An 11,867-nucleotide genomic window follows, 5' to 3' on the forward strand; every position below is an offset into this window, starting at 1 on the left:
GCGTCCGGCCGCCGGGGTCTCCGGCGGTCCGATGCAGCTGGCTGGCGGTGTCGTCGCTCGCATACCAGTGTGCCCAGTGGGCGTATACCAGTGTGCAAGTGGTACTACCGTACGCGAACGACCCGAGGGCTGTGAACCGCCAGAAAGTGAACCCGGTCACAAAGTTTTCGCGACAATCGCTTTCCGGTGCCGCTTGTGAAAATGAGAACGGCCCGCGCTGTTCGCGCGGGCCGTTTCAGGAGATCCTGCGGTCGATCAACTGGTCTGCCGCCAGATGTCGTTGACGATCCGCTGGACGTCCGGCGCCTCGGCCACCTGTCCGTAGACCATCGCGCCGACCAGCCACCACTGACCGCCGCTCTGGAACGCGTGCGTCATCGTGATCGTGTACGGCGCCTTCGTCGACACCGTCAGCCAGGTCCGTGCGTCCTTCGCGGTCGCCGGCGCGGTCGTCTTGTAGATCTTCGTCCACAGCTGATCGAACGCGGGCCGGTCGGCCAGGCACTGCGCCAAGCTCGGGCACGGATGTAGCGCGAGCTGGGCCTGGAACGAGTTCTTCAGGCCGTTCGGGTCGTACTCGGTCGCGGTCACGATCTTCCGCAGGATCACCTGCGAGGACTCACCCAGCCGGACCACCTGCGGCGGCCGCGGCCAGCCGAGCGCGAACGGCAGCTCGGCGTTCGCGACGACCTGGAGGTCGGCACCGGCCGCGTACGTCGCGCCGAAGACGCCGGCGGATCCGTCGGGGCGCTTGTACGGCGCTGTCGTGACGATGTTGATCGGCGGGATCAGGACCTTGGCGGGCAACGGCTCCGGGCTGACCGCCGGGGCGGCGGCCTCGACCGGGTCGTCCTTCTTCACTGCGCTGCCGATCGCGGAGCCGATCGAGTACGTGATGCTGAAGACGATCAGCACGACGACCGCGACGACGGCGTAGATCCAGGAGCCGATCTTGCGGCTGTACTGGCGGGCGACGTCGATCTTGGACTGGTCCGTGGGGGCTGGCTGCTGCGGTTGGTACGGGCCGTCGGCGTACGACGGGATGGGGCCGGGTGCGGTGCTGGGTGCGTGGTCGGGCAGGGGGAGGGTTGGCGGCGTGGCGCCGTACCTGCTGAGCTGCTCGCGGACCGCCTGGAGGGATACGTCGTCGTTGCCGATGATGCCGTCGAGCGGGTCGATCAGCCGCTCCGCGCCGGTCTGCCCGGGGATCAGCTGGGTGATCGCGTACGGGCGGCTCGAGTTGAAGTTGGCCGCCCAGAGCGGGGCGTCCTGCTGGCCCGGCACGAGCGCGGCGTCGCGGCTGGCGAGCGTCAGTCGCTCCACGACCGTCGCGTCGCGCGCACCGTCCTCGCTCAGCACGAGCGCGACGATCTCCATCCCGGTGAACGTACGGCCGTGCCACAACTCCGCGAGCGGGTGCTGGAGCAGCCGCTGATCGAGCTGGTAGCCCGGGATCTCCGGCGTACTCATCTGCTCTCCCAGATCGCGCGATCCGCCAGCGCCAGCGCCGCCTTCTGCGCCACGTCGGCGTCGACGGGGTTGGCCGTGTAATCGACTTGTACGACGACGTCCGCGTGCTGCACGAGCGCGTGCACGGCCCACGATTCGCCGGCCATGCCACTCGCGGTCCGGCTGACCTTGGTCGGGTACGGCCGGTCCGTGTCGAGCGTCTTCATCGGCGACCGGGTGAAGACCTTCTTCGCGGTCTGCGTCGGCGTGAACGGCTTGTTCCCGGCACCGGCATCCTGCCCGCCGTACGGCGTGATCGTGACCTTCACGCTCGCCGCGGTGTACGCGCGGACCTTCGCGCGGGAGCTGCCCGCCTCGCAGGTGATCGTCGTACTCCCGACCTGCGTCATCGTCACACTGGATGCCTTAGGCAACAGGCTCGACACGTCCCCGATCCGCGCACACAAGTCAGCCGGCATCGTCCGCGCCGCCACGATATCCGCCGGCGTCACCGGCTCACCGACCGCCCACCCGATCCCCCCACCCGCAATCGCAGCCACCCCACACCCGATCGCCGTACCCCGCACCAGTCGACTACCCATGCCCGCGACCTTAACCACGCGGAGGTCCTCCCTAACCCATCAGGCAACCAGCCTTAGACGTAAGCCGCCCTCCAGCGGTTCCCGCGGTCGAGCCCGCCGTGCCGGCGCGTGTCCGTCGTGGGAGAGCTGGAGGCGGTGGGGTGTGCTGTTGGTGGGCGAGGTTGGAGGCGGTGGGCTGCCACGCTGATCCGTCGTGCGAGATGCGCGTAGGTCGGCCGTACGTCCGCCGCCGACGTGCACATGGTTGCCAACGGCACCCGACTGCAGCGTTTGCCTCGCTGGCACCCGACTGGGTCGTCGACCTCGCCGGCGCCCGACGCCCGTCCGTCTGGAGGGACGGATTCGCCCGGTGTGCGCGATCCCGTCGTATGGGAACCTCGCGCACCACCGGCGTACGTCCGGCTAGCTGAGGAGTGTCTTAACCGATCCGCCGGACTCGGTGAGCTTGGTGCCCAGGCCCTTCAGGGCGTCGCCGACTGTCGCGAGGATGTCTGAGAGGTCTTGTAGGTTGCCGGCCAGGGCCTCGACCTCGGTTGCGACCCCGCCGATCTGGCCGCTTCCGTCGTTCAGCTTCTTCGCGGCCGCGTCGCCGATCCCGGGGATCTTGTCCAGCTCGCCCGCCAGCCCGGACAGCATCCCGGCGGCGTCCTTCAGCCGGTCCTTGGCCGCGTTCATCGTGCCCGCGCTCCCGGTCAGCGCCTTCCGCGCGCCACCCTCGCCGTCGTCCCCGACCAGCGCCCCAGCAGCCTTCGCCGCCTGCTCGCCGGCCTCCGCGAGCCCGGTCCCGATCGTCTTCAACAGATCCGGCAGCTGCCCGATGACCCCGATCGCACCGTCCGGCAACCCGCGTACGAGCTCGAGCACCTTCTTGAAGTCGTCGGAGTTCTCCAACACGAACCCGACCGCCTTCTTCACGTCCCCCAGATCGCGCCCGCCGAGCAAATCCTCGATACCCATGCGCGGATCGTAGGGCCCAGAACCCCCGCAGTACCCGTCACCGCGCCGCCCTCCAGAGCCGATTGGCCTACACCCACCCCCTCCATGTATCGTTACTCGACGTTGTCCAGCGCTCGTAGCTCAACGGATAGAGCATCTGACTACGGATCAGAAGGTTGGGGGTTCGAATCCCTCCGAGCGCGCAAATCGAAGGCCCAGGCAGACACTCTCTGACCTGGGCTTTTGTGCGTCCGGAGCCAGCCACGAAGAGGGCTCGCAGCTGACCCGACGCATCCCACGCCCGCCGCAAGCGGCGCGCGGCGCGGTCCGGCCTTACGACCTCCGGTCGACGCCTGCCGCCGCGCGCCGGTGTCGGGTCTCAGCCGACGAAGGCGATTGTGTTGCCGTCGGGGTCGCGGATGATGAAGTCGGTGCCGCCCCAAGCTTGTTTGGTCAGCTTCTGGACGATGTCGGCGTCGGCGGCCTGATATTCCGTGTAGAGCTCTCGTACGTTCGGCGCATCGACGAACGCCATGATGAGCCCTTCTCGTTCCGCGGCACCGGGCGCGAACACCGGCTCGTGTACGAACTTCAGGTGCAAGGTCGCACCGTCGCGCGACACCGATCCGTAGAACGGCGGGTTGCCGTGCAAGAAGTCGATCCGGAAGCCGAGTTGGTCCCGATAGAACGCGGTCGCGGCAGCGACGTCTGCGACGTACAGCACTGGTTTCGCGCTGGCGACTGCCGTGCTCTGGGTCCGCGGCTGTTCGCTGGTGGGCGGGGCCGCTTCCGTGCTCGCCTTGAGTTCGGCCCAGCTGGCGAAGCCTGCTTCGAGGGCGATGATCTCCTGGGCTTCGGTGAGGGGAAACTTCAGGGCGAGTGCTTCGCGGTCGGACAACGTGCGATAGCGCGCGAGTTGCCGGATGCGACCGCCGATCGAGAAGTTTCCCTCGCGGTGCCAGCGAACGAGCAGTTTCGCTTGCTTCTTGTAGGTTTCGAGCTTGGGCATGGCGCTCCCTCTTCGGTCTAGAAGTAGGTGGGCCTTGCCCTTTCGGCTCGGTGAGCCGCTGCGCCCTACGACCGGGGTGAACCCGCGCCTGCGGCGTTCAGATTATCACGGCGAATAGGGCGCGCCGAGTAGACTGAGCCGGGTCGGCTGGCATCTCAGGAGAACCACATGGGCGGCTCCGGTATTGGTGCGTGTCCGCTCCGCGCCCATGTCGATCCGCGCCTCTTGCGATTCAGCGCCGGGGCCACGGCGGGCGTGCTCGCCGTCGTACTGCTCATCGTCGAGATTGCTCGGCCGGTGAGTCTCGGCCTGCTCGCGTCCCAGGTCGCTGTGTTTGCGTTCACCGCGTTCGTGAGTTTTCAGTGGTCGGTGTGGGCGCAGATCTTTGCTCGGGTGATCTGGCCGCGGATCGGAGCGCCGGCCAAGTTGGAGGATGCTCGGCCGCAGAGATTCGCCCAGTTCATCGGCTTCGTGTTCACCGCTCTGGCGCTGGCCACGTTCATACTCGGCGTCGATGTCGCCGGCTACGGACTCACCGCGCTCGCCTTCGGGCTGGCCGCGCTCAACGCATCCACCGGGCTGTGCTTGGGCTGCAAGGCCTACCACCGGATCCGCCGACCGAGACCGGCCTGAATCCGGTCGACCGCGAAGCCCAGGCAGAGTTCATCTGACCTGGGCTTCCGGGTGTTCAGTAGCCGGGGAAGACGTTGCGGAGCTCGTCCAGGGTGACGTTGCCGGTGACGCTCACGCCCGCGGAGTACTCGGCGCGGAGCCGGCCGGTCAGCAGTCGCGCGACGGCCTCGGCCGGGCCTTCGAAGGTGGCTGTCGGGTCGTCGAGTGATGTCGTCACGGTGACCGTGTCGGTGATGGTGATGCCGCCGCCCGGGATCGCCAGGCGGACCTCGCGGTCGAGCTCGTCGGTCTTGGCGGAGAAGCCCAGGAGGAAGGCCAGCGGGCCGGCGAGGACTTCGATGAGCAGCTCGGCCGAGGCTGCGTCCACGGTCGCGGACGGGTCGACTCCCACGCGCACATCCCAAGCGTGGTTGGCGACCTCGCTGAGTCGCATGCCGAGCGCGACCTCCAGCGATACCGGCTCGGGCAGGATGCCCAGGTCGATCGTGCTGTCAGGCTGTTCGGCGCTGAGCGCCTCGACGGCATCGACGTACGCCTGGTCGTACTTGACGAATCCGGCCGCTTGGTCGGCCGGGGACAAGGCGTTCCACCGGGCCCAGATCGTCTGGTTGTCCTCAGCCTCGACCTGCTCCCCGGCCGCGATCGCGATCGGCTTGCGGAAGATCTCGGCGCCGCTTCCGAGGTGCGAGAGCACCTGGGCGACCGTCCACTCTTCCGCCCCGCTACGGCCTCTCAGCTGTTGCTCCGACAAGGTCGGTACCAGTGCGGCGACGGTGTCGTGATTCGCACGCAGAGCCGCAACGAGGCGGCCGACAAGTGTGGTCATGCCATCCGCAACCTCGCAGGCCGTGGCTTTCTTCCGGCCGACGAGAATCCAATGGCGGATGGGTTAGTTCAGTACCGCGCGAGGCGGTATCTGAGGGGCGCATCGTGGCTGATGTATCGAGGGCTGATGCCGACGCGGGCGGCCGTGCGGATGTCTTCTGGGTTGACTGAGAGCCCCCAGTCCTCGAGGAAGAGGTCGTCACCTGTCAGATCCGCGCCGTACAGGTCCGTGGTGATCTGGAACGACTTGCACAGCTTGCCCGGCGAGTCGGCCAGGTCGCCGACAGCGCGCGGTTTGTCCCATTGGGCTTTCATCGTGTCGATGCCCTCGACGGGTACGACGCCGCGGATGAACACGACGTCAGGCACATCAGCTCGATTCACAACGGCGGCGAACTGATGCCACATGCCGTAGATCAGATACACGTATGCGACGCCACCGGTCTCCCACATGACCTTGGTTCGTGGCGTCTTCTTGTTCCCGTGGTGAACCTCGTCCACGAAGGCCGGGTAGGACTCCACGTCCCGGATCACGCCCGCGACACGACCGGCCGCCGTACGCCGGACCAGGACCTTGCCCAGGAAATCGGTCGCGCAGGCTGCCGCAGGTCGTAGGTAGAAGTCACCGCCCACCCGCTTGGCGGACGTAGGCCGAACCGTCATGAGGTCAACTCGATGGCGTGACCGGAGGGCGCAGGCCTAGCCATTGTTCGGCGTTCCAGGCTTCGAAGCGTTCGAGTTCGGTGAAGCCGAGGGCTGCGGCTAGGTGCATTGAGGGAAGGTTGGCGGATTGGGTGGTGAGGATTACTGGTTCGCCGGGGAGGGTGCTGTCGAACCACGTGAGGGCGGCGGTGCAGGACTCGCGGGCGTAGCCCTTGCCCCAGGCTTGGGGGAGGAAGAGGTAGCCGAGGTCGGCCTTGCCTGCCGCGGCTGGGCGGCGGTGGTCGGTTGCTCGGCGCAGGAGGATCCAGCCGATCATGGAGCCGTCGAGTTCGACGACGAAGCTGCCGGGCCAGCGCTCGGGGATCTCAGGCGTTTCGCGTTCGAGTACGTCGCGGGGGCGGGGGCCGCCGACGTACGTGTTGACCTCGGGTGACGCGAGCAGCTCGATGAACGCCGTACGGTCGCGCGCCTCGGACTCGCGGAGTACGAGGCGTTCGGTCTTGATCGGTGCCGGCGGCCAGGTGATGGGTCCCAGATCGTCCACCGGCGCACGCTAACAAACGGATCAGTCCGAGCGGCCCTTCAGACGGCGGTTGACGGCGCGCTCGATCTCGCGGGTCGCCTCGCGTTCGGCGAGGGCGTGCCGTTTGTCCCAGGTCTTCTTGCCGCGGGCAAGGGCGATCTCGACCTTCGCGCGGCCGTCCTTGAAATAGAGCGACGTCGGCACGATCGTCAGGCCGCTCTCGTTGACCTTGCGCTCGATCTTGTCGATCTGGGCCCGGTGCAGCAGCAGCTTTCGCTTGCGGCGGGAGCCGCCGTTGAACCAGCGGGACTGCGAGTACTGCGGGATGTGTACGCCGTGCAGCCAGATCTCCCGGTTCTCGACCTGGGCGAATCCGCCGATCAAAGACGCCCGCCCGGCCCGCAGCGCCTTCACCTCCGGCCCCTGCAGCACGATCCCCGCCTCCCAGGACTCGCCCAGCTGGAAGTCGTGCGCGGCCTTCCGGTTGCGCGCAACCACGGGTTCGGCTTCTGGCTTCTTCACAGGCCGATTCTCCCGCCGTACGGCTCAGAAGGCCTAACTCGGTGGCCGCGACATCGACCCTGCACGTAACGTCGCCCGCATGTCGACCTGGAGCATGCCCGAGCGGCCCGAGCCACCGATCAACCCGGTCGACGAGCGGTCCGCTCTCGACGACCGCCTTGACTACCAGCGCACGACGTTGCTGCAGAAATGTGGCGGCCTGACGCCGGAGCAGCTGGCGATGCGGTCGGTGCCGCCCTCGACGCTGTCGTTGCTCGGACTGGTCCGGCATCTGTCCGCGGTCGAGGCTTGGTTCCACGCGTACGACGGTCAACCGGACCACCAGTTCTTCTGGGACTACGCGCCAGGCTCGAGGTCCGGCAGCGACGTCGTCGACGTCACCCGCGCCGCGGACGACCTGGCCAGCTATCAGGTGAGTGTTGCCAGATCGCGTACGGCGGTGGCCGGGCTCAGCCTCGACGCGCTCAGCCCCGGCGAGGACTACACGCTGCGGTGGATCTACCTGCACATGATCGAGGAGTACGCACGCCACAACGGCCACGCGGATTTCCTCCGCGAGCGCATCGACGGCGCGACCGGCGAATAGTTCGTCAGCCGAGCGCGGCTGCTTTGTCGAGTAGTACTGCGCGTTCGCGTTCGTTGGTGCAGAGGCGGGCTGCGAGCTCGAGTTCGGCGCGGGCCTCGGGGAGGCGGCCGAGGCGGGTGAGGAGTTCGCCTCTTACGGTCGGGACGAGATGCGAGCCGGGGAGGCGGTCCGAGGCGACCAGCTCGTCGACCATGGCCAGGGCCTCGGCCGGACCGGAGGCCATGGCGACGGCGACGGCTTGGTTGAGCTCGACCACCGGCGACGGCGCGACCCGGCCGAGGGCCTCGTAGAGCACGACGATCCGGTCCCAATCGGTTGCCTCGACGGACGGCGCCGCGGCGTGTACGGCGGCGATCGCAGCCTGCAGGCCGTAAGGACGGAGCCCGCGGACCGACGCCTTGGCCAGCGACGCCAGCCCGCGGTTGATCGCCGAGAAGTCCCATCGTTGCCGGTCCTGGTCCTCGAGCAGGATCGCGGAGCCGTCGGGGCCGGTTCGCGCCGGGAAGCGTGCGGCCGTCAGCTCGCACAGCGCGAGCAGACCGTGTACTTCGGGGTCGTCGGGGAGCAGAGCGGACAGCGTGCGGGCCAGTCGGATCGCCTCGTACGCGACATCTCGGCGTACCAGCAGGTCGCCCGAGGTCGCCGTCGAACCCTCGGTGAAGATCACGTAGATGACGCTGAGCACGCCGCCCAGCCGCTCGCGGCGCTCGTCGGCGGGCGGCAGCTCGAACGGTATGCCGGCTGCCGCGATCGTCTTCTTCGCGCGGGTGATGCGGGCCTGGACCGTGGGTACGGGGACCAGGAAGGCGCGCGCGATCTGCTCGGACGACAGGCCGGCGACCACCCGCAGCGTCAGCGCCACCCGCGCCTCGGGCGAGAGCACCGGGTGGCAGCTGATGAACATCAGCGCCAGGATGTCGTCGTCGATCCGGTCGGGGTCGATGTCCTCGTCGATCACTGGGTCGGTAGCCAGCAGCGCGTACCGGTCCTTGAGGGCGGTACGGCGGCGGATCGCGTCGATCGCCCGCCGCCGAGCCGTCGCCATCAGCCAGCCGGACGGGCTCGCCGGAGGGTTACGCGGCCAGGACACCAATGCCTCGGCCACCGCCTCCTGCGCGGCATCCTCGGCCAAGGCGAAGTCGCCGGTGAACCGGGTCAGCGCGGCCACAATCCGCGCCGACTCGATCCGCCAGACCGCCTCGACATCTCCCGCATCCATCAGACCCGACCGGCAGTCTCACTCCCGGCCCGCTCTCCGGCCTCGGTGGAGTCCTCGTGGCCTGGTGGGCGTTCGTCCTCGCCGGCTACCCGGCGTACCTCGATCTTGGAACCGGCGACGGACGGCAGCCGCTTGGCCCACTCGACCGCCTCCTGCTTCGACGCGACATCGAGCATGAAATATCCCCCGAACAGCTCCTTCGTCTCCCCGTACGGCCCGTCCGTCACCACCGGCGCCTCGCCGCCGAAGTCGACCACCACACTCTCGGCCGCATCATCCAGCCCCTCCGCCGCGATGAACACGCCCGCCTTCATCAACTCCTCGATGAACTGGTACGTCGAAGCCGCCAACTCCTCGAACCCAGCCATCACAGCCGCATTCGACTCGTCGGTGCCCCGCATGATCAACATGTACTTGGCCATCACGCTCTCCTAGTCCCACGAAGCCGCCACTCGACCCCGCCAACACCCCCAGGTCGAACGAGCGCCCCCCAGATCGACAACACCCCGAAGAAACTCCTCCCGCCGCGACGCAGTTCATCGTCGCAGCTGTTTCCCATCCAGTCGCGAGGTCACGCGCTCGACTCAAGGAGCGAGGTCGGGGAAGTGCCGCAGCGCTTCGACCACAAGCGGCGAGAACATCCCCGCATCAGCCGCCGTCGCGAGCACCACCCCGCGAGCATCCTCCGCCGTGATGTCTTCTACGACGTCGCTCGCCACCTCCACGCGCGAGACAACGCCCGAGTGCGTGAAATCGATGGACCGAGCGAAGGAGTCCCGGTCGACCTGGAACTCGAACACAGCGCTGTCGACCACTCGCACCAGCTCGACCCCGCACTCTTCCTGCAGTTCGCGCCGAAGCGTCATCAACTCGGATTCACCAGGCTCAGGAGAACCACCCGGGAGATCCAGAAGCCCCACATACGGCCCACGCGCCTTCCGCACGAGCACAATCCGTCCGTCCTGTCTCCACACGGCATAGACGCCGAAGTGCTTGCTGGGCTCCACATTCAACAGTTCATCATCCCGGGGACGGACGGCGTTCTAGCTCGCCAGGGCGGCGATGCCGGTCAGGTACTTGTGGGGGATGTCGGCGCGGGTTCGGAGTTCGAGGGGATCGGCGTGGGGGAGGAGGCGGTGCCAGGAGGTGAGGCGGTGGACGTTGGTGAGGGGCTCGGTGGCGGTGAGGTCGGCGTGGAGTACGTCGGGGTCAGCGTCGAGGTGGTCGCGCCAGACGGTGAGGTAGGTGGTGAGCAGTTCGGCGTGGTCCCGGCGGGACAGCGGTGCGCGGGTCCATTCGGCGATCGAGTCGAGGAAGCCGTGGAAGGAAACGAACGGGTGAGCCCACAGCGCGTTGCCGAAGTCGAAGAAGCGGGGGCGAAGCACGCCGGTTGAGCGGTCGGCGAAGATGTTCGCGGGATAGACGTCGTTGAGCTCGAGGTCGAGCGGGACCACGCAGCTGAGGCCCGCGGTGCGTCGGTCCAGTACGTCGGCGGCGCGCGCGGCCCGTTTCAACAGGTCAGGATCGAACTGCAGCGGCGCCCACGCCTCGGCCACCGCACGCACTCGTTCACCGGCGGTCTGGGGCGCCAGCTCGACGATCCCGGGGTACTCCGTCGCGTCGAGGCGACCGAGGACAGCGCACTGCAGCCGGGCCAGCGCGCGGACGACGATGCAACGGATCCGCTGATCAGCAACATCAGCATGCGTCAGCGTCGTACCTTGATCGTCGGTCAGCAGCCAACGCCGTTCGCGATCCACGGCGAGCGGCACGATGACGTCGTACGGCGCAAGGCGGGCCAACCCGGCGACCAGAGCGGACTCGAATCGATGGCCGGGGTTGTTCTCCTTGAACCACACCAGGCCCTCGACTGTCGGATAGCACCGCACGACGGACCAGAAGCGGGCTCGATAGGTGACGGGTACGCCGCAGATCCGGCGACCGTGTTCGGCCAGACGTCGACTGACCCATTCATCGGCCGCTTGCGTCCACTCCGGCGACATCCAGCGGCGGACCCATTGCCCCTCCGCGTCGGGGCCGAGCGGTCTGGCGGGAGGTGGACGGTGCGACATCCACGGCACGCTACCGGCCCGCGGATAACCGTTTGCCTGGACGCGACACGTGTCGGGACACTCCCGTCACATGGATGACGCTGAGCTCGACGTACTGCTCAGGAACGAGCGCTACCCGCGGTCCGCGGCGTACCCGGGTCGATGGATGGTCGATGGCGGCATGGGCCCGAATCCGGTCTGGCAGACCGAGGCCCTGACCGAGGTCATGGCGCTCGAGCCCGGCATGCGGGTGCTCGACCTGGGTTGCGGGGCCGCGTTGAGCTCGATCTTCCTGGCCAAGGAGTACGGCGTCGAGGTGTGGGCGACCGACCTGTGGGTCAAGCCCGACGAGAACCTGCGCCGGGTGGCCGACGCTCGCGTGGAAGACCAGGTCCACCCGATCTTCGCCGAAGCCCATGACCTGCCGTTCGCCGAGGACTTCTTCGACGCGGTCGTCAGCATCGGCGCGTACCACTACTTCGGCACCGACGACCTGTACCTCGGCTACCTCTCACGTTTCGTGAAACGCGGCGGCCGACTCGGCATCGTGCAGCCCGGCCTCGTTGCGGAGTACGAGACGCTGCCCCCGCCGCATCTCGCGCCGTACTGGAAGTGGGACTTCTGCGCCTGGCACAGCCCCGCGTGGTGGCGCCGGCACTGGGAGAAGACCGGCCTGGTCACTGTCGACATCGCCGACCAACTCCCGAACGGCTGGCAGGACTGGCTGCAATGGAACGAAGCCTGCGACCAGGACAGCGGTACGCCCGGCCGCGAGGAAGCCCAAATGCTCCACACCGACACCGGCCAATCCCTCGGCCTCACCCGCCTACTTGCCCACCGCAACTGAAA

Annotated in this window: 15 protein-coding genes and 1 tRNA gene; 4 read left to right on the forward strand and 12 right to left on the reverse strand. The window is 67.9% G+C overall.

The window, feature by feature from the left end; all coding sequences use genetic code 11:
- Positions 1-255 precede the first annotated feature (255 nt).
- The 3 genes from OHA10_RS12650 to OHA10_RS12660 form a co-directional block, all read right to left on the reverse strand.
- Positions 256-1,470 (reverse strand): hypothetical protein, encoded by a 1,215-nt coding sequence (locus tag OHA10_RS12650; RefSeq protein WP_371406378.1) that lies wholly within the window; start codon positions 1,468-1,470, stop codon positions 256-258.
- The gene (locus tag OHA10_RS12655) at positions 1,467-2,051 is read right to left on the reverse strand and encodes a hypothetical protein (RefSeq protein WP_371406379.1); all 585 of its coding nucleotides are present in this window, start codon (positions 2,049-2,051) and stop codon (positions 1,467-1,469) included. Before OHA10_RS12655 ends, OHA10_RS12650 begins: the two co-directional genes overlap by 4 nt.
- Positions 2,052-2,453: 402 nt before the next feature.
- Positions 2,454-3,008, reverse strand: a complete 555-nt coding sequence (locus tag OHA10_RS12660; RefSeq protein ID WP_371406380.1) for a hypothetical protein — start codon at positions 3,006-3,008, stop codon at positions 2,454-2,456.
- 109 nt (positions 3,009-3,117) lie between these two features.
- On the opposite strand from OHA10_RS12660, the gene OHA10_RS12665 reads away from it, so the two are divergent.
- Positions 3,118-3,190 (forward strand) — tRNA-Arg (locus tag OHA10_RS12665).
- Between the two features lie 176 nt (positions 3,191-3,366).
- On the opposite strand, the gene OHA10_RS12670 is transcribed toward OHA10_RS12665, so the two are convergent.
- On the reverse strand, positions 3,367-3,996 hold the full coding sequence (locus tag OHA10_RS12670; protein ID WP_371406381.1) for a glyoxalase superfamily protein: 630 nt from the start codon (positions 3,994-3,996) through the stop codon (positions 3,367-3,369).
- A 168-nt stretch (positions 3,997-4,164) separates the two neighbouring features.
- Between OHA10_RS12670 and OHA10_RS12675 the strand changes: the two genes are divergently transcribed.
- The gene (locus OHA10_RS12675; RefSeq protein WP_371406382.1) at positions 4,165-4,629 is read left to right on the forward strand and encodes a DUF4395 domain-containing protein; all 465 of its coding nucleotides are present in this window, start codon (positions 4,165-4,167) and stop codon (positions 4,627-4,629) included.
- Between the two features lie 55 nt (positions 4,630-4,684).
- Here the strand turns inward: OHA10_RS12675 and OHA10_RS12680 are convergent, their stop codons facing one another.
- The 4 genes from OHA10_RS12680 to smpB form a co-directional block, all read right to left on the reverse strand.
- Positions 4,685-5,455: a maleylpyruvate isomerase family mycothiol-dependent enzyme gene (locus OHA10_RS12680; protein WP_371406383.1), complete on the reverse strand. Its 771-nt coding sequence runs from the start codon at positions 5,453-5,455 to the stop codon at positions 4,685-4,687.
- A gap of 68 nt (positions 5,456-5,523) precedes the next feature.
- Positions 5,524-6,117 carry a DNA-3-methyladenine glycosylase gene (locus tag OHA10_RS12685; RefSeq protein ID WP_371406384.1) on the reverse strand — a complete coding sequence of 198 codons (594 nt, stop codon included), beginning with the start codon at positions 6,115-6,117 and terminating at the stop codon, positions 5,524-5,526.
- 4 nt (positions 6,118-6,121) lie between these two features.
- Positions 6,122-6,661 carry a GNAT family N-acetyltransferase gene (locus tag OHA10_RS12690; protein ID WP_371406385.1) on the reverse strand — a complete coding sequence of 180 codons (540 nt, stop codon included), beginning with the start codon at positions 6,659-6,661 and terminating at the stop codon, positions 6,122-6,124.
- Between the two features lie 21 nt (positions 6,662-6,682).
- Positions 6,683-7,162, reverse strand: a complete 480-nt coding sequence (gene smpB, locus OHA10_RS12695; RefSeq protein WP_371406386.1) for an SsrA-binding protein SmpB — start codon at positions 7,160-7,162, stop codon at positions 6,683-6,685.
- 79 nt (positions 7,163-7,241) lie between these two features.
- On the opposite strand from smpB, the gene OHA10_RS12700 reads away from it, so the two are divergent.
- Positions 7,242-7,748, forward strand: coding sequence for a DinB family protein (locus OHA10_RS12700; RefSeq protein ID WP_371406387.1), 507 nt, complete (start codon positions 7,242-7,244; stop codon positions 7,746-7,748).
- A 4-nt stretch (positions 7,749-7,752) separates the two neighbouring features.
- Here OHA10_RS12700 and OHA10_RS12705 read toward each other — a convergent pair whose 3' ends face one another.
- From OHA10_RS12705 to OHA10_RS12720, 4 genes are all read right to left on the reverse strand, one after another.
- The gene (locus OHA10_RS12705; RefSeq protein WP_371406388.1) at positions 7,753-8,967 is read right to left on the reverse strand and encodes an RNA polymerase sigma factor; all 1,215 of its coding nucleotides are present in this window, start codon (positions 8,965-8,967) and stop codon (positions 7,753-7,755) included.
- A complete protein-coding gene (locus OHA10_RS12710; RefSeq protein WP_371406389.1) occupies positions 8,967-9,389 on the reverse strand; it encodes a YciI family protein in 423 nt (140 codons plus the stop codon). The genes OHA10_RS12705 and OHA10_RS12710 overlap by 1 nt, the downstream gene beginning before the upstream one ends.
- A gap of 162 nt (positions 9,390-9,551) precedes the next feature.
- Positions 9,552-9,974 (reverse strand): NUDIX domain-containing protein, encoded by a 423-nt coding sequence (locus tag OHA10_RS12715; protein WP_371406390.1) that lies wholly within the window; start codon positions 9,972-9,974, stop codon positions 9,552-9,554.
- A 36-nt stretch (positions 9,975-10,010) separates the two neighbouring features.
- A complete protein-coding gene (locus OHA10_RS12720; protein WP_371406391.1) occupies positions 10,011-11,039 on the reverse strand; it encodes a hypothetical protein in 1,029 nt (342 codons plus the stop codon).
- Positions 11,040-11,109: 70 nt separating this feature from the next.
- On the opposite strand from OHA10_RS12720, the gene OHA10_RS12725 reads away from it, so the two are divergent.
- Positions 11,110-11,865 carry a cyclopropane-fatty-acyl-phospholipid synthase family protein gene (locus tag OHA10_RS12725; RefSeq protein WP_371406392.1) on the forward strand — a complete coding sequence of 252 codons (756 nt, stop codon included), beginning with the start codon at positions 11,110-11,112 and terminating at the stop codon, positions 11,863-11,865.
- Positions 11,866-11,867 lie beyond the last annotated feature (2 nt).

It is taken from the genome of Kribbella sp. NBC_00662 (genome assembly GCF_041430295.1).
GTDB lineage: Bacteria > Actinomycetota > Actinomycetes > Propionibacteriales > Kribbellaceae > Kribbella.